We start from the raw sequence: 23,380 nt of genomic DNA, 5'->3' as shown, positions 1-23,380 counted from the left end.
GCGCGAGTGTCCAGGGCCTGCGGCGCATCGGACCTCCGTGGGGGCGGGATCGGCCGGGGTTCCGCCCCGATGGTGATCGAGCCGCGACGTTCCGTCCATGTGCAGAAGCAACGAAACGCGGGCCGGAACATGGGGTCCGGTGACGGCCCGCGGCCTGCGCGGGGAGGCCCTCCGGGCGGCCCCGTCTGCGATACGTTCGGTGTCATTCGCGCGACCCCCTCAGCCGCCCGCGCCGCCGGAGGAACGATGTCCGTGCTCGCCCAGTTGCTCACCGCCGTCGCCGACGGCTCGGTGGAGATCGTCGACCTGACCGCGCCGCTGTCGGAGCGGACGCCGATCCTCCAGCTGCCGGAGCCGTTCGCCAACACCGTCCCGTTCCGGCTGAAGGAGATCAGCCGGTACGACGACCGCGGCCCCGCGTGGTATTGGAACGACATCGAGACCGGCGAGCACGTCGGCACCCACTTCGACGCGCCCGTGCACTGGGCGACCGGCCGCGGCGGTGAGGACGTCTCCCAGATCCCGCCGGGCCGCCTCGTCGCGCCCGCGGTCGTGCTGGACGCGTCCGCGCACGCCGCCGCCGACCCCGACTTCCTGCTGGAGATCGACCACGTGCGCGACTGGGAGAAGGCGAACGGCCCGCTCCCGGACGGTAGCTGGTTCCTCTACCGGACGGGCTGGGACGCCCGCTCCGGCGGCCAGGACGCCTTCCTCAACGCCGACGAGAACGGCCCGCGCACGCCGGGGATCTCGGCCGAGTGCGCCCGGTGGCTCGCCGAGGAGACGCCCGTCCTCGGCCTCGGCGTGGAGACGGTCGGCACCGACGCGGGCGCCGCCCACGGGTTCGAGCCGCCGTTCCCCTGCCACTCCTACTTCCTCGGCACCGGCAAGTACGGCCTCACCCAGCTGCGGAACCTCGACCGGCTGCCCGCGCGCGGCGCCGTCCTGCTCGCCTCGCCGCTGCCGATCGTCGGCGGTTCGGGCAGCCCCGCCCGCGTGCTCGCGCTGATCGAGCGATGAACGTCGCGCAGGCCGTCGGGCAGGCCCTCGCGCGGTTCGGCGCCGGCACCGTCTTCGGGGTCGTCGGCAGCGGCAACTTCCACGTCACGAACGCGCTCGCCGCGAACGGCGCCCGGTTCGTCGCCGCCCGGCACGAGGCCGGCGCCGCGACGATGGCCGACGCGTACGCGCGGGCGGGCGGCGGCCTCGGCGTCGTGACCGTCCACCAAGGGCCCGGCCTCACCAACGCGCTCACCGGCATCGCGGAGGCCGCCAAGAGCCGCACGCCGCTGCTGGTCGTCTCCGGCGAGGTGGCCGCCGGCGCGGTCCGCTCCAACTTCCGGATCGACCAGGCGGCGATCGCCGCGGCCGTCGGGGCCGTCCCCGAGCGGGTCCACTCCCCGCAGACGGCGCTCGCCGACGTGGCGCGGGCCTGCCGGACGGCCGTCACCGAGCGCCGCACGGTGCTGCTGGGGCTGCCGCTGGACGTTCAGGAGGCCCGCCTGCCCGAAGCGGCGGAGCGCCGCCCCGCCCGGACCCGGCCGGGGCGGGTGCCGGCCCTGCCGGTGCCGCCGCCCGCCGCGGTCGCGAGCCTCGCCGACGCGCTCCAGGCGGCGGAGCGGCCGGTGTTCATCGCCGGGCGGGGCGCGCGGCTGTCGGGCGCCCGGGACGCCCTCGGCGAGCTGGCCGGGCGGTGCGGCGCGCTGCCGGCGACGACGGCCGTCGCGCGCGGCCTGTTCGCCGGCGACCCGTTCGGCCTGGACGTCAGCGGCGGGTTCGCCACCCCCGCCGCCGCGGAGCTGATCCGCGGCGCCGACCTGGTCGTCGGCTGGGGCTGCTCGCTGAACATGTGGACGACCCGGCACGGCGCCCTGATCGGCCGGGGGGCGAAGGTCGTGCAGGTCGACGTGGACGCGCGGGCCCTCGGCGCGCACCGCCCGGTCGACCTCTGCCTGATCGGCGACGCCGCCGAGACCGCGCGGGCGGCCGCCGCCGAGCTGGCGGCGCGCGGCCACCACTCCACCGGCTACCGCACGCCCGAGGTGGCGGAGCGGCTCGCCCGCGAGGGCCGCTGGCAGGACGTCCCCTACGAGGAGGACCCCGAGACCAAGGACGGGGACCGCATCGACCCGCGCACCCTGACCATCGCCCTCGACGGGATGCTGCCCAGCGAGCGCACGGTCGCCGTCGACTCGGGCAACTTCATGGGCTACCCGGCGATGTTCCTGGACGTCCCCGACGGCGACGGCCTCGTGTTCACCCAGGCGTTCCAGTCGGTGGGTCTCGGCCTCGCCAGCGCGATCGGCGCCGCCGTGGCCCGCCCCGACCGGCTGACCGTCGCCGCGCTCGGCGACGGCGGCGCGCTCATGTCCGTCGCGGAGCTGGAGACGGCGGTCCGGCTCGGGCTGGGGCTGCTCGTGGTCGTCTACGACGACGAGGCGTACGGGGCGGAGGTGCACCACTTCGCGCCGGGCGGGCATCCGCTGGACACCGTGACGTTCCCGCCCGCGGATCTGGCCGCGATCGGACGCGGGTTCGGCTGCGCGGCGGTGACCGTCCGGACGCCCGCCGACCTCGACGCGGTGAAGGGCTGGCTCGCCGGCCCGCGGGACCGGCCGATGGTCGTGGACGCCAAGGTCGCCAGGGGCCGTCCCTCCTGGTGGCTGGAGGAGGCGTTCCGCGGCCACTAGCGCGGCCACCGGCGCGGCCACCGGTGCGGGGCGGTGTAGCGGCGCGCTCCCTGGGAACGATCACGATCATCGTCCAGGGGCCGGACGGCGCGGGGGTGCCGACATTGTCGTCACTGTGCTGTTGACCCGTTTTATCGGACGTACTTACGTTCGCGGCGGTTGTGCCTTATGTCACACACCCCGGAGGAGGAGACATGACGCAACGGCCGAGGGTCCCCGAGCTCGCCAGGGAGATGGCAGCCGAGTTCGCCGGCACGATGATCCTGATCCTGTTCGGCGTGGGCGTCGTCGCCCAGGCCGTCGCGGCCAGCGGGCTCGGCGACCCCCAGAGCCTCGGCGGCCACGACAGCATCGCGTGGGCCTGGGGCCTCGCCGTCACGCTGGGCGTGTACGTCTCCGCGCGGATCAGCGGCGGGCACATCAATCCCGCCGTCACCGTCGCGCTCGCGGTGTTCAAGGGCTTCCCGTGGCGCAAGGTCCTCCCGTTCTGCTTTGCGCAGACGCTCGGCGCCTTCGTCGCCGCGCTGATCGTCCGGTGGGACTACACCGAGGTCCTCAACAAGTTCGACCCCGGGCTGACGACCAAGTCGCAGTTCGTGTTCTCCACCATGCCCGGCAACGGGTCGCTGCCGGTGCACACCTGGGGCGCGTTCCGCGACCAGATCATCGGCACCGCGATCCTGCTCTTCCTCGTCCTCGCGCTGACCGACCTGCGCAACGCGCCGCCGCTGGCGAACCTGGCGCCCCTCATCATCGGCCTCGTCGTGGTGGCGATCGGCATGGCGTTCGGCTCCGCCGCCGGCTACGCGATCAACCCGGCGCGCGACCTCGGGCCGCGGCTCGCCCAGTACCTGACCGGGTACGGGAGCGCTTGGAGAGACCAGTACGGGGACTTCTACTTCTGGGTGCCCATCGTCGCGCCGCTGATCGGCGGCGTGCTCGGAGCCGGCCTGTACATCCTGCTCATCGGGCGCAACATCCCGGACGACGACGAGGAGGGCGTCGTGCCCACCGAGCCGAAGCCGGAGTACGACGTCACCTGACGGGGTCGCAGCCCCTCCAGCAGAAAGGGAGAGTCCATGGCCGACTTCGTCGGGGCGCTCGACCAGGGCACCACGAGCACCCGGTTCATGATCTTCGACCACGGCGGCAACGAGGTCGCCCGCCACCAGCTCGAGCACGAGCAGATCCTGCCGCAGGCGGGCTGGGTCGAGCACAACCCGACCGAGATCTGGGAGCGGACGCGCGCGGTCGTCCAGTCCGCCCTCAACCGGGCGAACCTGAGCCACGGCGACCTCGCCGCCTTCGGCATCACCAACCAGCGCGAGACGACCGTGGTGTGGAACAGGCGCACGGGCCGCCCGTACTACAACGCGATCGTCTGGCAGGACACCCGCACCGACCGCATCGCCTCCGCGCTCGAGCGCGACGGCAGGGGCGCGACGATCCGGCACCGCGCGGGGCTGCCGCCGGCCACCTACTTCTCCGGCGGCAAGATCCAGTGGATCCTGGAGAACGTCGACGGGGTCCGCGCGGCCGCCGAGAGCGGCGACGCGGTCTTCGGCAACATCGACACCTGGGTGCTGTGGAACCTGACCGGCGGGGAGGACGGCGGCGTGCACGTCACCGACCCGACCAACGCCAGCCGCACCATGCTGATGGACCTGGAGACCCTCGACTGGGACGACGAGCTCCTGTCCTTCTTCGGGATCCCGCGCTCGATGCTCCCGGAGATCAAGCCGTCGTCGGCGCCCGGGGCGTACGGGACGACCCGCGCGGACGGCCCGCTCGGTGGCGAGGTGCCGCTGACCGGGATCCTCGGCGACCAGCAGGCCGCGACCGTCGGGCAGGTGTGCTTCGCGCCCGGCGAGGCCAAGAACACCTACGGCACCGGCAACTTCCTGCTGCTCAACACCGGGGAGGAGCTCGTCCGGTCCCAGGCCGGGATGCTCACCACCGTCTGCTACAAGTTCGGCGACCAGCCGACCGTGTACGCGCTGGAGGGGTCGATCGCGGTGACCGGGTCGGCCGTGCAGTGGCTGCGCGACCAGCTCGGCATCATCTCGGGCGCCGCGCAGAGCGAGGCGCTGGCCCGGCAGGTGGACGACAACGGCGGCGTCTACTTCGTCCCCGCCTTCTCCGGGCTGTTCGCGCCGTACTGGCGCAGCGACGCCCGGGGCGCGATCGTCGGCCTGTCGCGGTTCAACACCAACGCCCACCTGGCCCGCGCCACCCTCGAATCGATCTGCTACCAGTCCCGCGACGTCGTCGAGGCGATGCGCGAGGATTCGGGCGTGTCACTGGACGTCCTCAAGGTCGACGGCGGTGTCACGGCCAACGAGCTGTGCATGCAGATGCAGGCCGACATCCTCGGCGTCCCGGTCTCCCGGCCCGTCGTCGCCGAGACCACCGCCCTGGGCGCCGCCTACGCCGCCGGCCTGGCCGTCGGCTTCTGGAACAACACCGACGAACTCCGCCAGAACTGGAACGAGGACAAGCGCTGGCAGCCCACCTGGGACGACGACCAGCGCCGGACCGGCTACGCCGGCTGGAAGAAGGCCGTCGAGCGCACCTACGGCTGGGTGGACGTGGACTAGCGGACCGCCCGCGCGGCTCCTTCTCAGGCGGGCCGGGATGATCTAGCATCCGCCGGGACAGCGTCGTCCCGGCCGTGCGTCCCCGCCGGCCCGCCCGAGAGGATCCGCATGCCCAGACGCCTCGCCGCCGCCGCCCTCACCGCCACCGGGACGCTCGCCGTCGCCGGCGCCGTGGCGTTCCCCGCCGCCTCCGCGCAGGCGGTCCCCGTCCAGCAGGGGCAGCGGAGCCACAAGGCCGAAGTCGACTTCACCGGCATCGTCGCGCTGAGCAACTGCTCGGGCTCCCTCGTGCGCGGGCCCCGGTCGCGCGACAGCGACGCGGCGCTGGTGCTGACCAACGGCCACTGCCTGGAGTCGGGCATGCCTAAGGCGGGCCAGGTCATCGTCGACCAGAAGTCGTCCCGGACCTTCACACTCCTCGACCGCACGGGCGAGAAGAGCCTCGGCACCCTCCAGGCCACCAAGGTCGAGTACGCGACGATGACCGACACCGACGTGACCGTCTACCGGCTGGACACCAGCTACGGCGCGATCAAGAAGCGGTACGGCATCCCCGCGCTGCGGCTGTCGACGGCGAGGCCGCACGACGGGGCCGAGATCCGGATCGTGTCCGGCTACTGGCGGACGATCTACGGCTGCAAGACCGACGCGACCGTCTACCGGCTGCGCGAGGCCGACTGGACGTGGAAGAACTCGATCCGCTACAAGCCCGAGTGCCAGACCATCCACGGCACGTCCGGATCGCCGATCATCGACGTCCGCACCCGCCACGTCGTCGGCATCAACAACACGGGCAACGACGACGGCGAGCGCTGCACGCTCAACAACCCCTGCGAGGTCGACCGGAAGGGCAACATCACCGTCCGCCACGGCACCCACTACGGGCAGCAGACGTACCTGCTCGCCCGCTGCATCGGCAAGGGCAACGACATCGTGCTGAGCAAGGCCTGCGCCCTCCCCAAGCCCTGACCGTCAGGTCACTGCTCTGCCAGCAGGCCGACGCGGAGCCGGTCCAGGGTGGCGCGCAGCAGGCGGGAGACGTGCATCTGGGACAGCCCGATCTGCTCGGCGATCTGCGTCTGGGTCTTGTTGCCGAAGAACCGCAGCAGCAGGATCGTCCGCTCGCGCTCGGGCAGGTCGTCGATCAGCGGTGCCAGGGCATGTCCGTCGATGAAGGCGGCCAGCGCCGGGTCGTCGGACCCGAGGTACTCGCCGACCGTGCCGTTCTCGCCGCCCTGCGACCCGTCCGACGGCGCCTCCAGGGAGAGCGGGCGGTAGGCGTCGCAGGCGATGATGACCTCGACCGTCTCATCCTCGGTGATGTTCATCAGCGCCGAGATCTCGGCGGTCGTGGGGGAGCGGCCGTGTTCGCGGGTGAACTCCTGGGTGGTGCGCTGCAGCACCGGCCGCAGCTCCTGGATGCGGCGCGACACCCGTATTCCCCACGTCTTGTCGCGGAAGTGCCGCTTCACCTCCCCCGTCACGACCGGGTAGGCATAGGTGACGAACCGGTCGCCGATATGCGGGTCGAACCGGTTGATGGCCTTCACCAGCCCCAAGTAGGCGACCTGCTGCAGATCGTCCAGCGGTTCACCTCGGTTGGCGTACCGGCGTGCCACACCCCGTATCAGCGGCGCATGCATGTCCACGATGGTCTCCCGCAGCCGTTCCCGCCGGGGATCGTCGTGCGTGAGTCGGTTCATCTCGGCCAGGAGCATCTCGGTACGCCCGTCATCGAACCGGGTGGAGGACTGCGCCGACGTCATGCGGTTCTCTCCTTTGCGGACGAGGCCGGCGAGGGCAGGGGCGATCGCTCGGTGCGGTCCCTTTACCCGAGGATTGCCCCATCACACGGGGGTTCCCGGCGTCCAGCGGCGCGGGATAAAGGCGGCGCCCGCGGGTACCGGCCGGATGAGGCAGGAGGTGGAGCCGTGAGCACGATCACCGAGTCGGTCAACGTGACCGTCCCGATCCGGGCCGCCTACGACCAGTGGACGCGGTTCGAGACGTTCCCGCGGTTCATGGACGGGGTCGAGGAGATCCGCCGGCTCGACGACACCACCCTGCGCTGGACGACCCGCATCGCCGGCGTCACCCGCCGGTTCGACGCCCGGATCACCGAGCAGCTCCCCGACGAGCGCGTCGCCTGGAAGTCGCTGGACGGCCCCACGCACGCCGGCGTGGTGACCTTCCACCGGCTGGACGAGACCACCACCCGCGTCACGGCCCAGCTGGAGATCGACTCGGAGGGCTTGGCGGAGAAGGCGGGCGACCGCATCGGCGCCCTCACCCACCGCGTCAAGGGCGATCTGCGCCGCTTCAAGACCTTCATCGAGTCCCGCGGCGTCCAGACCGGCGCCCGGCGCGGCCAGGCGGACCGTCCCGAGCCCTGACAGTGCCCGGGTCCCGTGACCGGACGCCCCGTCGACCCCGATGTCGATCTGCCGAGCAGCCCGTTCCCGTACCGGCTGAACGCCTCCCTGCCTGTCTTCGCATGGGTGCCGGACGCGTGGCGCGGCCCAGGCTCGCAGTTCGGGGCACTTGGCTCCGACCTCGCGAGTGGGCCGCGAGATGACTGTCCCCAACCGGACCTGTCCGTAAACGGGTAGGTGTCTGAAGTGTCACCGCGCGGGGAGCGCTCCGTCCCGTCCCGGGGACGCCCGCGGGACCCGGACATGGGACGGACCACGGCGGGTAGCAGACAGGCAGGACGCCCCTTCGCCCGGGAGGACCAAGGCGGAAGGCAGCTGAGCGGATGCGTGTGCTGGTGACGGGATGGCCGAGCTTCCGGCACGGCGAGGCGACGGCGGGCGACGTCCTCGCGATGGAGGCCGTCCAAGCAGCGCTGGCCGATGCGGGAGTCGAGTGCCACCTGGCGTGGAGCCCGGTCTTCCGGCCCGGCGCCCTGGACCTCGAACGCGCCGATCCCGCCTTCTACACGCATCTGGTGTTCGCCTGCGGGCCGCTGCACGGCCGGCAGATCGAGGAGCTGCACCGCCGCTACGCCCGCTGCACCCGGGTGGCGGTCGGAGTTTCGGTCATCGATCCGGACGACCCGGCGGTCACCGGGTTCGACGCCGTCCTCGCACGGGACGCGCCGGTCGAGGCGCCGCGGCAGGACCTGGCGGCGCTGCCCGCGACGCCGTCCGTGCCCGTCGCCGGGGTGGTGCTCGCGCCCGGCCAGGCCGAGTACGGCGGGCGGCGCCGCCACGCCCGGGTGGAGCACGAGCTGACGGACTGGCTCGCCGGCCGCGGATGCGCCCGGCTGCCGCTGGACACCCGGCTCGATCCCCGCGACTGGCGGCTGTTCACGACGGCGGCCGAACTGGAGTCGGTGCTGCGCCGGCTCGATGTGGTGGTCACGACGCGCCTGCACGGCCTCGTCCTGGCGTTGAAGAGCGGCGTTCCCGTGCTGGCCGTCGACCCGGTGGGCGGCGGCGCCAAGGTGGCGGCGCAGGCGCGGGCGTGGTCGTGGCCCGCCGTCGTCACCGTGCCCGCGCCGTCGCGGGAAGGACGGGACGAGCCCGTGCTGGACCTCGCGGAACTCGACCGCTGGTGGACGTGGTGCCTGTCGCCGGACGGCGGCGGGCGAGCCGTGGCGCAGCCGGCGGACGGCGCGATGCTCGGTGAGCTGATGGACGTCCTCGGCGCGCGCTAGCGGCCTGATCCCCGAAAGAAGACTGCGGGGCCGGAACACGAGCGGGCGGTGTTCAGGCCCCGCGGGGCGCGGTACTTCTACCCCGCCCGCGGCCGCCAAACAAAGGCGAGACCGCCGGCTCCCGGCCGAACCACTCGATCGTGTCGCGCAGGCCGTCCTCGACCGGGATCCGGAGGCGCCAGGGGCTGCCGATGTCGCCCGGGACGGCGTGCGGAAGGCGGTCGCGAGCTGCGCGAGGGACGTCTCGCCTGGCCCGCCGGGACGGCGGTCAGCAGGTCGCCTAGGCCGAGTGCCCGCAGGACGAGCCCCGCGAGGAGATCACGGCCATGACGGTTCGTCCGAGGGGCAGACGACCAGCTCGCGCACCTCGCAGCCGGCCGGCTGGGAGAGCGCGAACGCGATGGTCGCCGCCACGTCCTCGGGGCGGTTCAGCTTGGCGTCCGGGCCCGGCTTGTACTGCTCGGCGCGGTCGTCGAAGAACGCGGTGTCCATGCCGCCCGGCACGACCATCGTGACGGCGACCTTCCCGGCCATCTCGGCGGCGAGCGCCCGGGTGAACCCGACGACGCCGAACTTGGACGCGCAGTACGCCGTCGCGTCGCCGACCGCCTTGAACCCCAGCGTGGACGCGACGGTGACGACGCGCCCGTGCGGCTCGTTCTCGAGATAGGGGAGCGCGGCGCGGACGACCGCGGCGGTGCCGAGCAGGTTCACCTGCACGACCCGCTCCCAGTCCTCGGCGGGCACGTCGCACAGCGTGCCGCACGCGTCGATGCCGGCGGCGGTGACGACGGCGTTCAGCCCGCCGGCGGCGCGCGCCAGGCCGTGCACGGCGCGTTCGGCGCAGCGGCGGTCGGCGAGGTCGGCCTGCATGTGCTCGAAGTCGTCCTTCGGAGGGTGCCGGTCGAGGACCAGGGGCCGCCCGCCGTCGTCGGCGATCTTGCGTGCGACCGCCGCGCCGAGCCCGGAGGCACCGCCGGTGATGAGGACGTTCATGACGCGTTTCCCTTCGTCGTGGACAGCAGGCGCGTGGTGGAGCGCCCCTCGTAGGCCCGGATCGTCTCGTCCCCGGACAGGATCGTCCCGGTGTAGTCGGCGCCCTTGACCCACACGTCGGGGCGCAGCCGCTTCAGCAGCGGTGCCGGGGTGTCGTCGTCGAACATGACCGTCGGCCCGCGCCTCCTTGCCCAGGCGGCGGGCGAGCTCCTCGTGCATCCTCGCCTGCGGGAGGTCCTCGAACGTCCGCAGCGACTCGGGGGCGATGCCGACGCGCGTGGCATGTCCGCGGTGTACCTCCTCGGGCGTCCCCGCGTCGGACGGGGTGCGGTCCGGGGTGTCGTGCTCGACGTAGGGGGGATGTCCCGTCCGAAGCGCCGTCCGAGCCTTTGCTCGGCGAGCCGCGGCTCGTGGGGGCGCTGCAGGACGACGACGTCCTCGTCGCGGAGCTGTTCCGGCGGCACCTCGACCGCGCGGTCCGGCCAGTGGAAGGTGTCGGGCCGGCCCTTACCGTCCGGGCCCCGGTCCGGGACGACGGGGACGAGCGTGGTCTGCGGGCCGTGGACGAACGACATCGCCCACGATCCGTGCACGCGCCGCATCAGGACTCTCATCGGGCGGGCACCTCGCCGGTGACCGGCGGGGCCTTGGCGACGATCTCGACGGCCGCGGCGACCTCGTCCGCACTGACCGACGACAGGCACGGATGCCCGTCGACGGGGCACTCGCGGGCGCGGCTGTCCTTGCAGGGCGCCCGCTGGTCGCCGAGCAGCGCCAGCGGGACGCCGAACGGCGCCCACCGCGCCGCCGGCACGGTCGGCGCGAACAGCGACACGACCGGCGTGCCGACCGCGGCCGCCAGGTGCGCGGGGCCGGTGTTGCCGGCGACGACCGCGCACGCGCCCGCCAGCACCGACGCCAGCTCCGGCAGGCTCGTGCGCCCGCCGAGGTCGAGGCCGTCCTCGCCGGCGACCAGCGCGGTCAGCTCCTTCTCCTCGCCGCGGCCGGTCACGACCACCCGGTGCCCGGCCGCGGTCAGCAGCCGCACCGCCTCGGCGCAGTGCCCCGGCGGCCAGGCGCGCGCGGGGACCGACGTCCCCGGATGGACCACCGCGTACCCGGGGCCGCCGGTGAGGTGGTCGACGTCGGGAAGCGGGCCCCCGACCCGCAGGCGTGTGTCGGCCGGGGCCGGGAACCCGGCGTCCTCGGCGAGCGCGAGCATCCGCAGCGGCTCGGGGACGTCGGTGTCCGGGCGGTGCCGCAGGTCGAGCAGTGAACCCGGGTAGTCCTCGCCGATGCCGCCGATCCACGGCGTCCCGGCGAGCCGCAGCAGCAGCGCCAGCGGGAGCGGCGACTGGTGGAACGAGGTCAGGATCAGCGCCCGGTCGAACCCCCTGAGGCTGCGGATGAGCCCGTCGATCGCGGCCTGCTCGACCGGCACGTGGTCGGGGTCGATCCAGGGGGCGCGCCACTCGATGACGCGGTCGACGCCCGGCAGCAGGTCGGCGGCGGCGCGTCCGCGCGGCCCGCACAGCAGCACGACCTCGTCGGCGCGTGCGGCGACCGCCCGCACGGCGGGCCCGGCGAGCAGCACGTCGCCGATGTTGTCCTGGCGTGCGACGAGGACCCTCACGGGCGCCGCCTTCCGCCGAGGACCAGATCGACCGCGGCGGCGGTGCCGCGGCGGCGGAGCGCGGCGGTCAGGGCGAGGAGCCCGGCGGCCGTGGTGAGGACGTGGCGGCGGATCAGGCCGCGGCCCTCGCCGGCGCGGTTGCGCCAGGACGGGCCGTGCATGCGCCACATGAGGATGTCGTCGGCGTTGCCCGCCTCGGCGCGCACCGACGCCCAGAACCCGGCCGGAAGCACCGGGTGCGTGATTTGCCGATCGCCGAGGACGAGCCCGTGGCCCGCGTTGAGGGCGCGCAGCGCGAGGTCGGCGGCCGGCTCGGGGACGTGGATGCGGGCGGGCCCGTCCGGCACCAGTGCGGCTGCGGGGTCGTGAAAAATCGCGTTGATTCCGAGCACGTGCATATAGCCCCGTTTCAGCGCAGCCGCCGACTGATGGGTGATGCCGTCGTCGTAGGCATCGGTCCCGGGCGAGCTTGCCGGGACGAAATCCCTATAGGTGATGCGACATTGCCGGGAACCGTGGACCTAAACTCTGAAGTCAGAAAAGCCGCTGGTAGCCGAAGTAGCGGGTCATGTGGCATCCGCGCACATGGAGCGGAAACGGCGGGTACTGGCCGGTTCACGCGCTTCAGTGTCGTCGTCATCACCCGCGGACCGGCGGCAGTCGCTCCGCGCCGTCGCATGCGTCGCAGGACGGGGCCGCCGTGGCTGCCGGGACCCGCGCTCGCCAGCGCCAGGCGTCCCCGTCCCGGCCGCCGTCCCGGCCGCCGTCCCGGCCGCCGTCCCGGCCGCCGTCCCGGCCGCCGTTCCGGCGGCTCAGGTTCGGCCCGGGGGGCGGCTGCGGGTCAGGGACAGCGCGCTCAGGGCGCCGACCAGCGCCGCGCCCGCCAGCATCCAGCCGGTCCCGTACTCGGCGTGCCGGGTCGAGCCGCTGGACTCGGCCAGCGTGAGGAACACCGTCCCGACGGTGGCGATGCCGATCACCTGGGCCAGCTGCATCACGGTGAGCAGCAGCCCGCTGGCGTCGGCGGCGTCCTCGGCCGGGACGTGCTGCAGCGCGGTCGTCATGATGATCGGCATCACGCCGAGGCCGATCCCGATGACGACGGTGAGCGCCTCGTAGGGCACCCCGCCGCCGGCGAGGGGGCCGACGAAGAGGTAGCCCGCCGCCGCGATCGCGAACCCGGCCGGGATGAGCCAGCGGTGCCAGCGGGCGGGCAGCCGCCGCCAGTTGAGCCCGACCAGCCCGAACACGGTGACGCTCGGGACGAACGCCAGCCCGGACTGAAGCGGCGACATCTTCAGGTCGCCCTGCAGGTGCAGGGTCGTGGTGAAGAGGAACGACCCCCAGCTGCCCGGCCCGAGCGCGAGCGCGACGCAGGCCGGGACCAGCAGCGGCGCGCGCAGCACCCGCGGCGAGATCAGCGGCCGTCCGCCGGTGGTCGCGACGCGCCGCTCCACGGCGGCGAACGCGGCCATGAACACCGCGCTCGCGGCGAGCGACACCCAGCCCCACGCCGGCCAGCCCAGCTCGTGCCCCATGATCAGCGGCACGACGAACAGCAGCACCGCGGCGGCCAGCGTGAGCAGGCCCGGGAGGTCCAGGTCGGCCCGCGCCCCGGCGGTGCGGCGCGGTTCCCCGTCGCGGTGCAGGAGGCGCGGTCCCGCGATCAGCAGCGCGACGCCGATGGGCACGTTGACGAGGAAGACCGTCCGCCAGCCCGCGCCGAACAGGTCCGCGCTGACCAGCAGGCCCCCGGCGGCCTGCCCGACGACGACGCCGCCCGCGATCACGACCGAGTAGAGCCCGAGCGCCCGCATGCGGGCCGCGCCGGTGAAGTCCCGCTGGATCATCGACATGACCTGGGGCGTCAGCAGCGCGGCGCCCGCGCCCTGCAGGAGGCGGAACACCACCACCGCCCCCGTGCCCGGCGCCAGCCCGCAGGCCAGGGACGCGACGGTGAACGATGCGAGGCCGAGGTGGAACATGCGGCGGTGGCCCGCGATGTCGCCGAGCCGCGCTCCCGTGATCAGCAGCACGGCGTAGGCGACGATGTAGCCGGCCACGACGAGCTGCAGCCCGGCGCCGGAGGCGTGCAGGTCCGCGCGCATCGTCGGGAGGGCGACGTTGACGATGTTCACGTCGAGGATGGCCATGAACTGGCCGAGCAGGATGACGGCGAGCGCGAGGCCGCCGGACCCGTTCCGCGACCCCCGGCCGGAAGCGGCTCCCCGCAGATCGGTTGTCTGTGTCATGGGTACGAGCTTGCGGGCCATCCGGTACCGGTAACGAGAGCCTGCGCATACTGGTACTGACAGCACCTGGCACCGGACGCCGTCCAGGGGCAGGCTGGGGGAGTGACGATGACCACCACGGGGACCAGCACCGCGCAGAGCACGGGTACCACCCGCCGGGGCGGGACGGGGCAGCGCCGCCGGACCGAGCTGGCGGCGTTCCTGCGCAGCAGGCGTGGGCGGATCACACCGGAGGACGTGGGGATGCCGCCGGGGCCGCGGCGCCGCACGCCCGGCCTGCGCCGCGAGGAGGTCGCCCAGCTCGCCGGGGTCGGCGTCACCTGGTACACGTGGCTGGAGCAGGGCCGTCCGATCAACGCCAGCACGCAGGTGCTGGACGCGGTGGCCCGCACCCTGCGGCTGGACACCGCCGAGCGCGAGCACCTGTACCGGCTGGCCGACGTCCCCGACGCCGCGGCCGGCGAGGAGGCCGGGAGCCTGCCCGAGGACGTCCAGATGATCCTGGACGCCCTCGTGCCGATTCCCGCGTCGGTCGCCAACGCCCGGTCCGACATCCTCGCCTGGAACTCCGCCTACGCGGCGATCTTCCCCCAGGTGGAGACGGCCCGGCCGTGCGAGCGCAACTCGATGTGGATGGCGTTCACGCTGCCGCCGTGCTGCAACCCCATCGTGAACCTGGAGGAGGTGGCGGCCGGCCAGGTCGCCGTCTTCCGGCACCGCTACAGCCGGCACCTCGACGAGCCCGGCTGGAAGGACCTCGTCCGGCGGCTGCAGGCCGCCAGCCCCGAGTTCGCGCGGCTGTGGGCGTCCCATGACGTCGCGCTGCCGGGGGAGAGCGTCAAGGTGTTCCGGCACCGCGCGGTCGGGGAGATCCGCACCCGCGCCACGAACATGGACCTCACCGCGTCCCCGGGCGCGCGGCTCGTCGCCTGCGCGGCGACCGACCAGGGGAGCCGCGACCGGATCGCCTGGCTGCTCGCCAACCCGGAGGCCGCCGCCCCCGAGCACCGGCACTGAGGGTCAGGTCCGGGCGCGCCGGGCGATCACGACCAGGTCCGCCGCGGCGATGACGGCGACCGCCGCGCAGATGCCCGCCGCGGCCCAGGACCCGTCGCCCTGCGCGCTCACGGCGAACACGATCGCGGCGGCCACCGCCCCGACCAGCGCGACCGCGGAGAGGACCGCCCGCAGCCGCAGCGGGCTGCGGGCGGTCAGCGGCTCGTCGCCGCTCGGCTGCCGGCGGGGTCCGCGGGCGCCCGGCCCCGGCCTGTCCTCCATGCGCTGCCCATGCCCGGTAGCAGCTGGTCAATGCGCCGGCGGGCGGTCACTCCGCGCTGGAGGGCGCCCAGATGTTGATGCCCGCCTCGACGGCGTCGCGGTCGATCGCGGCGAGTTCGTCCGCGGTGAAGTCGAGCCGGTCGAGGGCCGCGAGGTTCTCCTCCAGCTGCGCGACGCTGCTCGCGCCGATCAGCGCGGAGGTGACCCGCCCGTCCCGCAGCGCCCAGGCCAGGGCCATCTGGGCGAGCGACTGGCCGCGCGCCTCGGCGATCTCGTTCAGCGTCCGGACGTGCCGCAGGTTCTCCTCGGTGAGCAGGCTCGACGAGAACGAGGTGCCCTTGCTGGCCCGGGACCCCTCCGGGATCCCGGCGAGGTACTTGTCGGACAGCATCCCCTGCGCCAGCGGCGAGAACGCGATGCAGCCGACGCCCTCCCCGCCGAGGGTGTCGAGCAGCCCGCCCTCGATCCAGCGGTTGAGCATCGAGTAGGACGGCTGGTGGATCAGCAGCGGCGTGCCCATCTCCCGCAGGATCGCCGCCGCCTCGGCGGTGCGCTCGGGGGAGTAGGACGAGATGCCCGCGTACAGGGCCTTCCCGGACCGGACGGCCCGGTCCAGCGCGCCCATCGTCTCCTCCAGCGGAGTGTCCGGGTCGAACCGGTGGCTGTAGAAGATGTCGACGTAGTCGACGCCCATCCGGCGCAGCGACTGGTCGAGGCTGGACAGCAGGTACTTGCGCGATCCCCACTCCCCGTACGGGCCGGGCCACATGTCGTACCCGGCCTTCGTCGAGATGATGATCTCGTCCCGGTAGGGGGCGAGGTCCTCGCGCATGAGCCGGCCGAAGTTGGTCTCCGCGGAGCCGTACGGCGGCCCGTAGTTGTTGGCCAGGTCGAAGTGCGTGACGCCGAGGTCGAACGCGCGCCGCAGGATGGCGCGCTGGACGTCGATCGGCCGGTCGTCGCCGAAGTTGTGCCACAGGCCGAGCGCGATCGCCGGGAGCCGCAGCCCGCTGCGCCCGCACCGCCGGTAGGGGGTCCGCTCGTATCGTGCACCGTCCGCCACATAGGTCATGGTCACGAGTATTTCAGGGCCGGGGCGGTTGCCGGGCACGTCCGGGATCCGCCATGATCGACCCATGATCTCCAGGAAGGGCGGTCTCCGCCCGGGCCGTTGAGCCCCATCGAGCCGGTCTGGGAACCGGCCGTCGAATCCCTGCCCCACCCGCTGCGCATGCGGGAACTGGCATCGCACGCCCGGAACCTCGCCGGGACGCCCCAACTCGTAGAACTTTTGGCGAGCCTGTCCGCGCGCGGACCGTACGAACGCCGCATCGCCCTGCACATGGCCATGGCGGCCCGCGACCTCCCGTACATCGAGCGTGTACTCGCAGGCCCCGACATGGCGTTGCGGCGCGCGGCGCTGCGGGCCGTCCGGACGCTGCCCGTCTCCGATGACGCCGCCGCGGCGGTGCTGGACGACGCACCGGCCGGCCTGCGCCGCGCCTTCTACAAGATGCTGCGCCACTCCCGGCGGTCCGCGCTCGCCGACCGGCTCCTGCCGGACGTCCGCGCCCGCTGGGGCGACCGGGAGGCCGCCGCCCTCCTGCCCGCGTGCACCGGTGAGGCGGTCGAGCGGCTCCTGCCCGAGCTGGAGCACGCGGTCACCGCCTGGCGGGCCCTCGCCGGCCGCCATCCCCGGCCGTTCCTCGCCCGAGCCCGTGAGCGGGGCTCGGAGTGGTCGTTCTGGGGGCAGTGCAAGGCGGGGCTCCTGGCGCTGGCCCGCCATGACCCGGCCGGGCTGCTGGAACTGCTGGAGGAGAAGGGCGCCCCGTGGGCGGTGAGGCGGCTCCCGCGCGAGATCGTCCCGTCCCTGTTCCGGGTGGACGTGGTCCGGGCCGCCCGGGTGGCCCGGCATCTCGGGCGCCGGGGCCGCTTTCCGCGCGCGTACTTCGAGAACGTCAGCGGGCTGCCGTTGCGGGATCTCCGCGAGTTCCTCCCGGCCGACCCCTCCGGGCTGCGGGACTTCCTCTGGTACATGCCGCCGGGGCGCCGGGCCGAGGTGTACGACGACGCGAAGGAACGCCACGCCGACCGGTACCGGGGGATGCGGGCCTTCCCCCTGCTGGCCCTCCTGCCGCCGGACCGGGCGGCCGCCGAGGCGCGCCGGATGCTCGAATGGCACGGCTCGGTGTGGCACTCCGCGCGGTCGCGGCTGGACGATCCGGAGATCCCGCTGAAGCTCACGGCCCACCTCCCCTACGCGGAGGCCGTCGGGCCGGTCCGGAAGGCGGCGTTCGGCGGAGAGCCGCGGCGGCGCGGGCTCGCCCGCGTCCTGCTCATCGACCTGACCGTCCGCACCGGTGACCCCGCCCTCCTGCGCGACCTGGTCGCCGAGCTGGTGCGGCGCACGCGGAACGAGCGCGACCCGCACCGCGGACTCCTGGTCGCCGCCCTGGCGACCGTGCCGGTCGGGCTCCTGCACGACGGGCTCGCGGACGCGTTCGCCGATCTCGCCGCCGCCGTGGCCGACGCGCGCGACTCGTCGGAGCCGACGCGGCGGAGGCTGCGGGGGCTGGCGGACCGCGTCCTCGCCCATGCCGGGTCGCCGGCGCTCACCGGCTGGGCGCTCGGCGTCTACGCCCGCCTCGTCGCCAGGTACGGGGCGGAGGCGCTGGACGGCCACCGCCTTGACCGCGTGCTGCCGCGCGGTGCGGAGCGCGGCCTGATGGAGGTCCTGCGTCCCCGCCTGCGGGGCCACGAGCCGGTCGTGGCGCTCGCGGGCGCGCTCGGACGGCGGGCGTTCGCGCTGCCGGACCTCCAGGAGGGTCTGCGCGCCGCGATCCTGGACGCGCCCGAAGACCTCGCCCGCGAGGCCGCCGGCCTGTGGCTCGCCGACCCGGCCCACCGCGAGGACCGGGCGGTGGAGCTGCTGGCCGCCGACGCGTCCGCGGTCGTCCTGCCCGATGTCTGGCAGATCGTCGCCTGCCGCCGCACGGACCTGCTCCTCGCCGTCCTCGACGGCGGCCGCGGGGGACGGTTCGAGACGGCGGAATGGGTGCCGGAGGTCTGGCCGCAGGACGCGGGCCGCTGGACGCCGGCCCAGGTCGAGCGCGTGCGCGCCCTGGTCGTCTCGGCCGTGGGGGACGACCGTCTCCCGGTGGGCGTCCGGATCGAGGCGGTGATGTCGCTCGGCCTGCTGCCGGGCGGGTTCGCCGACCTCCTTCCCGTGGCCGACCAGGAGGACGGCACGGTTCTCGCCGAGGCGGCCCTGGCGGCGATGGCGGTCGTGGACCGTCCCGCCGATGCCCTGCCCGTCCTCCTGCGGCATGCGCGGGGAGACCGGTCCCCGGTGGCGACCGCCGCCCTGAGATCCTGCTGCGCGTCGGTCCGGCCATCGCTGCTCGGGCCCGTCATCGCGGAGGCGCTGACCGGCCAGGACGGCAAGGTGACCACCCGCAAGCAGGCCGCCCGCCTCCTGGAGAGGCTTCGCCTTCCGGACGCGGCCGACGTTCTGCTCCGCGCGTGGAACGACCCTGACCTGCATCAGGATGTCCGGGTCGCCGTCGCTTCGGCATTGCGGCGGATGCCCGGCGACCCTCGGGCCATCCCGGCGCTGGACGATGCCGCAGGGCCCTATGCGAGCGAGCTGATGCTCCGCACGCTCTTCCAGGCGAAGCCGTCGGAGTACGCACCCGCGCACCGTCCCGCGTACGCCGCACTGGTCCGGCGCCTGGGGAGGGCGGCGGACGGCCCCGGCGTCCGGTTCCGGGCGTCGAAGGCCTTCGGCGCGTGGGCGCCCTGGTACGCCGATGGTCTGGACGACATCTTCGCCGCCGTGGCCGATCCCGACGACCCCGCAGGGGACGACGAGATCCCCGTCGTGCGCGCCCTGGTGCGTACGGGAACCGCGGGGGAGGAGGCCCTGGACGTCCTCGGCGCCCTGCTGGCCTCCGGCCCGGGAGACCGGGCGCGGGCGCGGGCGACGTCCATCGCGTCGACGATCGCGAACCTGCCCCGCGAGCACCGGCACGCGCCGCTCGCCGGCCGTGTGGTCCGGATGCTCGCCGAGCATCCGCTCTACCTGGCCCAGGCCGTCGGCGTCGCGCTCGACTCGGCGCACCTGACCGCGGACGGCGTCACCGCGGAACGGGTCGCGGAGTTCCTCGCGGGCCTCGCGGACCTGCTCCGCGACCGTCCCGCGCTGACCGGAAAGATCGTCGAAGATCGGCTGGCCTACGCGATCGGCGGGTACAGCCTGCGCAGGGGAGGCGGTCCCGCCCGGCTGCTGCCCGCCGCGCGGCTGCTCGCCGGACGGGAGGACGCCGCGGCGCACCTCCTCGCGGCCCGCGTCGTAGGGCTGGCCGGCCCGGCCGCCCTGTGGCCCCTCGAGTGGCGGGGCCTCCTGGACGGCTTGCGCGAATCGCCGCATCTGGAGGTCCGCCAGGCCGCGTGGGACGTCATCCCTGATCACTGAGCGGGGCGGGGTCCGGAAGAGCGTGCTTGCGGACCTTGCCGGCCGGGTTGCGCGGGAGCGTGTCGAGGAAGACGACCTCGCGGGGCACCTTGTGGCGGGCGAGGTTCGCCGAGACGTGCCGCTTGACGTCGTCCTCGCCGAGGCCGCGGGCGACCACGTAGGCGCGGAGCCGCTGGCCGAACTCCTCGTCGGGGACGCCGGTGACGACGGCCTCGTCGATGGCGGGGTGGGCGGCGAGGAGGTCCTCGACCTCGCCCGGGTGGACGTTCTCGCCGCCGGACACGATCATGTCGTCGGCGCGGCCGTCGACGTGCAGCCGTCCGCCCGCGTCGAGGTGGCCGAGGTCGCCGACGGCCATCAGGCCGCCGATCTCCTCCTTGCCGCCGCCTCCGGTGTAGCCGCCGAACCGGGCGGGGGAGTCGACGAAGACGCGGCCGGTGGCGCCGGGCGGGACGGGGCGGCCGTCCTCCCCGAGGATCGCGACGGTCGTTCCGGCGGGCGGGCGGCCCACGCAGCCGGGCGCGGCGGCCAGGTCGTCGGGGGTGGCGATCGTGATGCAGGACGCCTCGGTCGAGCCGTAGAAGTTGTAGAGGGACGGCCCGAGCGCCGCCAGCACCCGGCCGCCGAGCCCGGTGTCCAGCCGGGCCCCGCCCGTCATGACGACCTTGAGGCGGGACAGGTCGCGCGTCTCCAGGCCGGGGGTGGCGAGGATCCGGCCGAGCATCACCGGGACGGCGATCAGCGACGTGCAGCGGTGCGCCTCCAGGTCGTCCAATACCTGCGCGGCGTCGAAGCGGCGGCGCAGGACGAGCGTCGACCCGAGGCCCAGCGCGAGCAGGGCGGAGGTCAGGCCGAGGCCGTGGAACAGGGGCGGCGCGACGAACATCGCCTCCCCGCCCCGGAACGGCACCTTCGACAGGATCCCGCCCGGCAGCGCCAGCGACCGGGGCTGCGAGCGGGGCGCGCCCTTCGGCCGCCCGGACGTTCCGCTGGTGAGGATCACCATCCGGCCCGGCCGGGACGGTGCGGGCGGCGGGGCGCCGTCCGCACCGCCGATGAGATCCTCCACCTCGGACTCGGTGAAGCACGGCACGCCGAGGCCGTCGGTGAGGGAGGCGAACTCGTCGTCGTGCACGAGAGCGGTGACGCCCTCGCGGTCCAGGGCGTCCCGCAGCTGCGGCGCGGCGAAGTCGGTGTTCAGGAACAGCACGGACGCGCCGGTCTTCGCCGCGCCCGACATCGCCTCGATCAGGCCGCGGTGGTTGCGGCACAGGATGCCGACGGTGTCGCCGGTGCCGATGCCGCGTTCCCGCAGGGCGTTGGCGAGGGCGTTGCAGCGCCGGTCGAGTTCGGCGAAGGTGAGGCCGCCGCGCTCGTCGACGAGGCCGGTCCGCCTGGGGAAGCGGTAGGCGGGCAGGGCGGTCGCGGCGCCGAGCGGCCCGTACGCGCGCAGGGCGCGGACGGTCGCGGCGAGGGCCCTCGGGGGCAGCGGGCCGACCATCCCGGCGCGGACGGCGGCGCGCAGCCCGGTCAGCTCGGCGGTGATCCGGGTACGGGCGGGCATGCCGGAAGCGTAGGCGGCCGTGGGACACATCCACAAGAACTGTCTCACTGCCCTGCGCGCGAGTACACAAAGGATCCCGGCCCCGGCTGTCATCTCTGCGAGGCGTGAAGGAAGCTCGTAGGAGGCAAGAATGGTCAGAGGTTATGGACGAGGAGGTCCCAGTGGTCGTGCTGCGCAATTATGTGTCGGGTTCATGGCGTGCCCCGGACGACGAGGGGGCGCCGCTGCACGACGCCGTCACGGGGGAGGAGGTCGCCCGGATCTCCTCGGCGGGGGTCGACATGGGCGCCGCCCTGGAGTACGGGCGGTCGGTGGGCGGGCCGGTACTGCGGGAGCTGACGTTCCACCAGCGCGCGGCCCTGCTGAAAGCGCTCGCGTCCCATCTGAGAGAGCACCGCGAGGAGTTGTACGCGTTGTCGGCCAGGACGGGGGCGACGCTCGGCGACTCGAAGTTCGACGTGGACGGCGGCATCGGCGTCCTGTTCGGCTATGCGAGCAAGGGCAAGCGGGAGCTGCCGAACGACAGGGTGCTGGTCGAAGGGGACGTCGAACCGCTCGGCAAGGGCGGCACGTTCGTCGCGCAGCACCTGTGCACGCCGTCGCACGGCGTCTCGGTGCAGATCAACGCGTTCAACTTCCCGGTGTGGGGGCCGCTGGAGAAGCTCGCCCCCGCGTTCCTCGCCGGGGTGCCGAGCCTGATCAAGCCGGCGAGCCAGACCGCGTACCTGACCGCCCGGCTGGCCGAGCTGATCGTCGAGTCGGGGATCCTGCCCGCGGGCGCCGTGCAGATGGTGTGCGGCGACCCGCGCGACCTGCTCGACCATCTTACCGAGCAGGACATCGTCGGGTTCACCGGGTCGGCGTCCACGGCCCGGCTGCTCCGCACGCATCCGGTGATCGTGGGAAACGCGGTGCGGTTCAACGCCGAGGCCGACTCGCTGAACTGCTCGATCCTCGGCCCGGACGCGACGCCCGGCACGAAGGAGTTCGACCTCTACGTCAAGCAGCTCGTCGCCGAGATGACGGTGAAGGCGGGGCAGAAGTGCACGGCGATCCGCCGGGCGCTGGTCCCCTCCGCGCTGATGGACGACGTCGCCGAGGCCGTCCGCGACCGCCTGTCGAAGGTCACGGTCGGCGACCCGTCCGACCCGGACGTGCGGATGGGCGCCCTCGCCACCCTCGACCAGCGCGACGAGGTGCGCCGCTCCCTCAAGGCCCTCATGGACGCCGGGCGCGTCGTCTACGGCGACCCCGAGCACGTCGAGGTCGTGGGCGCGGACGCCGAGCGCGGCGCGTTCATCTCCCCGGTCCTGCTGGCCGCCGACGACCCCGGCCGCGCCGAGCCGCACGAGGTCGAGGCGTTCGGCCCGGTCAGCACGCTGCTCCCCTACGACGGCGCCGAGCAGGCCGTGGCGCTGGCGGCGCGGGGGCGCGGCAGCCTCGCCGGGTCGGTGGTGACCGGCGACGCCGAGTTCGCCCGGCACGTCGTCCTCGGCGCCGCGCCGTGGCACGGCCGCCTGCTGGTGCTGAACACCGAGGACGCCAAGGAGTCGACCGGGCACGGCTCGCCGCTGCCGGCGCTGGTCCACGGCGGCCCGGGGCGCGCCGGCGGCGGCGAGGAGATGGGCGGGATCCGCGGGGTCGTGCACCACATGCGGCGCACCGCCGTCCAGGCCGGGCCCGCGATGCTCACCTCGATCACCGGGCGGTGGGTGCCCGGCACCGACCGGACCGTCACCGACGAGCACCCGTTCCGCAAGCACCTGGAGGACCTGTGCGTCGGCGACACCGCGGTCGGCGGCCCCCGCGTCGTCACGCTCAATGACGTCGAGCACTTCGCCGAGTTCACCGGCGACACCTTCTACGCCCACACCGACGAGGAGGCCGCGAGGGCGAACCCGTTCTTCGGCGGGCGCGTCGCGCACGGCTACCTCGTCGTCTCGTTCGCGGCCGGCCTGTTCGTGGAGCCCGCGCCCGGGCCCGTCCTGGCGAACTACGGCCTGGAGAACCTGCGGTTCCTCACCCCGGTCAAGCCGGGCGACGAGCTGACCGTCACCCTCACCGCCAAGCAGATCACGCCGCGCGAGGGCGCCGACTACGGCGAGGTCCGCTGGGACACCGACGTCACGAACCAGGAGGGGGCGTCGGTCGCCAAATACGACGTGCTGACGCTGGTGGCGAAACGACCGCGGCATGGCTGACTATTAGTAGGGAGGACGTCTGCGGGGAGACGGTCAC

At 73.9% G+C, this 23,380-nt stretch carries 19 protein-coding genes; 10 read left to right on the top strand and 9 right to left on the bottom strand.

Features of this window, described 5'->3' with window-relative positions:
- The first annotated feature begins 246 nt into the window (after positions 1–246).
- The 5 genes from E1293_RS06175 to E1293_RS06155 all read left to right on the top strand — a co-directional run bounded on the left by E1293_RS06175 (position 247) and on the right by E1293_RS06155 (position 6,256).
- Positions 247–1,020, top strand: a complete 774-nt coding sequence (locus E1293_RS06175) for a cyclase family protein (RefSeq protein ID WP_132194725.1) — start codon at positions 247–249, stop codon at positions 1,018–1,020.
- A complete protein-coding gene (locus E1293_RS06170; protein WP_132194723.1) occupies positions 1,017–2,690 on the top strand; it encodes a thiamine pyrophosphate-binding protein in 1,674 nt (557 codons plus the stop codon). Before E1293_RS06175 ends, E1293_RS06170 begins: the two co-directional genes overlap by 4 nt.
- A gap of 194 nt (positions 2,691–2,884) precedes the next feature.
- Positions 2,885–3,733, top strand: a complete 849-nt coding sequence (locus E1293_RS06165; protein WP_132194721.1) for an MIP/aquaporin family protein — start codon at positions 2,885–2,887, stop codon at positions 3,731–3,733.
- Positions 3,734–3,769: 36 nt separating this feature from the next.
- Positions 3,770–5,287 carry a glycerol kinase GlpK gene (glpK, locus tag E1293_RS06160; protein ID WP_132194719.1) on the top strand — a complete coding sequence of 506 codons (1,518 nt, stop codon included), beginning with the start codon at positions 3,770–3,772 and terminating at the stop codon, positions 5,285–5,287.
- A 108-nt stretch (positions 5,288–5,395) separates the two neighbouring features.
- Positions 5,396–6,256, top strand: a complete 861-nt coding sequence (locus tag E1293_RS06155) for a S1 family peptidase (RefSeq protein ID WP_132194717.1) — start codon at positions 5,396–5,398, stop codon at positions 6,254–6,256.
- 8 nt (positions 6,257–6,264) lie between these two features.
- Here E1293_RS06155 and E1293_RS06150 read toward each other — a convergent pair whose 3' ends face one another.
- Positions 6,265–7,053: a SigB/SigF/SigG family RNA polymerase sigma factor gene (locus E1293_RS06150; RefSeq protein WP_132194715.1), complete on the bottom strand. Its 789-nt coding sequence runs from the start codon at positions 7,051–7,053 to the stop codon at positions 6,265–6,267.
- Between the two features lie 165 nt (positions 7,054–7,218).
- Between E1293_RS06150 and E1293_RS06145 the strand changes: the two genes are divergently transcribed.
- Both E1293_RS06145 and E1293_RS06140 read left to right on the top strand, forming a co-directional pair.
- Positions 7,219–7,680: an SRPBCC family protein gene (locus E1293_RS06145; RefSeq protein ID WP_132194713.1), complete on the top strand. Its 462-nt coding sequence runs from the start codon at positions 7,219–7,221 to the stop codon at positions 7,678–7,680.
- Between the two features lie 362 nt (positions 7,681–8,042).
- Entirely contained in the window at positions 8,043–8,945 is a 903-nt protein-coding gene (locus E1293_RS06140; RefSeq protein ID WP_132194711.1) for a polysaccharide pyruvyl transferase family protein, read from the top strand.
- Between the two features lie 318 nt (positions 8,946–9,263).
- Here E1293_RS06140 and E1293_RS06135 read toward each other — a convergent pair whose 3' ends face one another.
- From E1293_RS06135 to E1293_RS06110, 5 genes are all read right to left on the bottom strand, one after another.
- The gene (locus E1293_RS06135; RefSeq protein ID WP_132194709.1) at positions 9,264–9,941 is read right to left on the bottom strand and encodes an SDR family oxidoreductase; all 678 of its coding nucleotides are present in this window, start codon (positions 9,939–9,941) and stop codon (positions 9,264–9,266) included.
- Positions 9,938–10,555, bottom strand: a complete 618-nt coding sequence (locus E1293_RS06130; protein ID WP_132194707.1) for a nucleotidyl transferase family protein — start codon at positions 10,553–10,555, stop codon at positions 9,938–9,940. Before E1293_RS06130 ends, E1293_RS06135 begins: the two co-directional genes overlap by 4 nt.
- Positions 10,552–11,574 carry a glycosyltransferase family 9 protein gene (locus tag E1293_RS06125; RefSeq protein ID WP_132194705.1) on the bottom strand — a complete coding sequence of 341 codons (1,023 nt, stop codon included), beginning with the start codon at positions 11,572–11,574 and terminating at the stop codon, positions 10,552–10,554. The genes E1293_RS06130 and E1293_RS06125 overlap by 4 nt, the downstream gene beginning before the upstream one ends.
- Entirely contained in the window at positions 11,571–11,972 is a 402-nt protein-coding gene (locus tag E1293_RS06120; protein ID WP_132194703.1) for a hypothetical protein, read from the bottom strand. The genes E1293_RS06125 and E1293_RS06120 overlap by 4 nt, the downstream gene beginning before the upstream one ends.
- Before the next feature lie 414 nt (positions 11,973–12,386).
- Positions 12,387–13,826 carry an MFS transporter gene (locus tag E1293_RS06110; RefSeq protein ID WP_132194701.1) on the bottom strand — a complete coding sequence of 480 codons (1,440 nt, stop codon included), beginning with the start codon at positions 13,824–13,826 and terminating at the stop codon, positions 12,387–12,389.
- Between the two features lie 108 nt (positions 13,827–13,934).
- Here E1293_RS06110 and E1293_RS06105 point away from each other — a divergent pair, with 108 nt between their 5' ends.
- On the top strand, positions 13,935–14,843 hold the full coding sequence (locus E1293_RS06105; protein WP_132194699.1) for a helix-turn-helix transcriptional regulator: 909 nt from the start codon (positions 13,935–13,937) through the stop codon (positions 14,841–14,843).
- Between the two features lie 3 nt (positions 14,844–14,846).
- On the opposite strand, the gene E1293_RS06100 is transcribed toward E1293_RS06105, so the two are convergent.
- Both E1293_RS06100 and mgrA read right to left on the bottom strand, forming a co-directional pair.
- On the bottom strand, positions 14,847–15,104 hold the full coding sequence (locus E1293_RS06100) for a DUF6343 family protein (protein ID WP_132194697.1): 258 nt from the start codon (positions 15,102–15,104) through the stop codon (positions 14,847–14,849).
- A 46-nt stretch (positions 15,105–15,150) separates the two neighbouring features.
- A complete protein-coding gene (mgrA, locus tag E1293_RS06095; RefSeq protein ID WP_132194695.1) occupies positions 15,151–16,176 on the bottom strand; it encodes an L-glyceraldehyde 3-phosphate reductase in 1,026 nt (341 codons plus the stop codon).
- A 99-nt stretch (positions 16,177–16,275) separates the two neighbouring features.
- Here mgrA and E1293_RS06090 point away from each other — a divergent pair, with 99 nt between their 5' ends.
- Positions 16,276–19,578, top strand: coding sequence for a HEAT repeat domain-containing protein (locus E1293_RS06090; RefSeq protein ID WP_132194693.1), 3,303 nt, complete (start codon positions 16,276–16,278; stop codon positions 19,576–19,578).
- On the opposite strand, the gene E1293_RS06085 is transcribed toward E1293_RS06090, so the two are convergent.
- On the bottom strand, positions 19,562–21,142 hold the full coding sequence (locus E1293_RS06085) for an AMP-binding protein (RefSeq protein WP_132194691.1): 1,581 nt from the start codon (positions 21,140–21,142) through the stop codon (positions 19,562–19,564). The genes E1293_RS06090 and E1293_RS06085 overlap by 17 nt on opposite strands.
- Positions 21,143–21,285: 143 nt before the next feature.
- Between E1293_RS06085 and paaZ the strand changes: the two genes are divergently transcribed.
- Positions 21,286–23,343: a phenylacetic acid degradation bifunctional protein PaaZ gene (gene paaZ, locus E1293_RS06080; protein ID WP_207938692.1), complete on the top strand. Its 2,058-nt coding sequence runs from the start codon at positions 21,286–21,288 to the stop codon at positions 23,341–23,343.
- Positions 23,344–23,380: the final 37 nt, after the last annotated feature.

Source organism: Actinomadura darangshiensis (assembly GCF_004349235.1).
Taxonomy (GTDB): Bacteria; Actinomycetota; Actinomycetes; order Streptosporangiales; family Streptosporangiaceae; genus Spirillospora; species Spirillospora darangshiensis.
Note: the sequence above shows the minus strand (reverse complement) of the source record. Positions and strands in the feature narration are given on the sequence as shown.

Coding starts and splice junctions, on each gene's coding strand:
- E1293_RS06175 (WP_132194725.1), top strand. CDS start 247: ATGTCCGTGCTCGCCCAGTTGCTCACCGCCGTCGCCGACGGCTCGGTG.
- E1293_RS06170 (WP_132194723.1), top strand. CDS start 1,017: ATGAACGTCGCGCAGGCCGTCGGGCAGGCCCTCGCGCGGTTCGGCGCC.
- E1293_RS06165 (WP_132194721.1), top strand. CDS start 2,885: ATGACGCAACGGCCGAGGGTCCCCGAGCTCGCCAGGGAGATGGCAGCC.
- glpK (WP_132194719.1), top strand. CDS start 3,770: ATGGCCGACTTCGTCGGGGCGCTCGACCAGGGCACCACGAGCACCCGG.
- E1293_RS06155 (WP_132194717.1), top strand. CDS start 5,396: ATGCCCAGACGCCTCGCCGCCGCCGCCCTCACCGCCACCGGGACGCTC.
- E1293_RS06150 (WP_132194715.1), bottom strand. CDS start 7,053: ATGACGTCGGCGCAGTCCTCCACCCGGTTCGATGACGGGCGTACCGAG.
- E1293_RS06140 (WP_132194711.1), top strand. CDS start 8,043: ATGCGTGTGCTGGTGACGGGATGGCCGAGCTTCCGGCACGGCGAGGCG.
- E1293_RS06135 (WP_132194709.1), bottom strand. CDS start 9,941: ATGAACGTCCTCATCACCGGCGGTGCCTCCGGGCTCGGCGCGGCGGTC.
- E1293_RS06130 (WP_132194707.1), bottom strand. CDS start 10,555: ATGAGAGTCCTGATGCGGCGCGTGCACGGATCGTGGGCGATGTCGTTC.
- E1293_RS06120 (WP_132194703.1), bottom strand. CDS start 11,972: ATGCACGTGCTCGGAATCAACGCGATTTTTCACGACCCCGCAGCCGCA.
- E1293_RS06110 (WP_132194701.1), bottom strand. CDS start 13,826: ATGACACAGACAACCGATCTGCGGGGAGCCGCTTCCGGCCGGGGGTCG.
- E1293_RS06105 (WP_132194699.1), top strand. CDS start 13,935: ATGACCACCACGGGGACCAGCACCGCGCAGAGCACGGGTACCACCCGC.
- E1293_RS06100 (WP_132194697.1), bottom strand. CDS start 15,104: ATGGAGGACAGGCCGGGGCCGGGCGCCCGCGGACCCCGCCGGCAGCCG.
- mgrA (WP_132194695.1), bottom strand. CDS start 16,176: ATGACCTATGTGGCGGACGGTGCACGATACGAGCGGACCCCCTACCGG.
- E1293_RS06085 (WP_132194691.1), bottom strand. CDS start 21,142: ATGCCCGCCCGTACCCGGATCACCGCCGAGCTGACCGGGCTGCGCGCC.
- paaZ (WP_207938692.1), top strand. CDS start 21,286: ATGGACGAGGAGGTCCCAGTGGTCGTGCTGCGCAATTATGTGTCGGGT.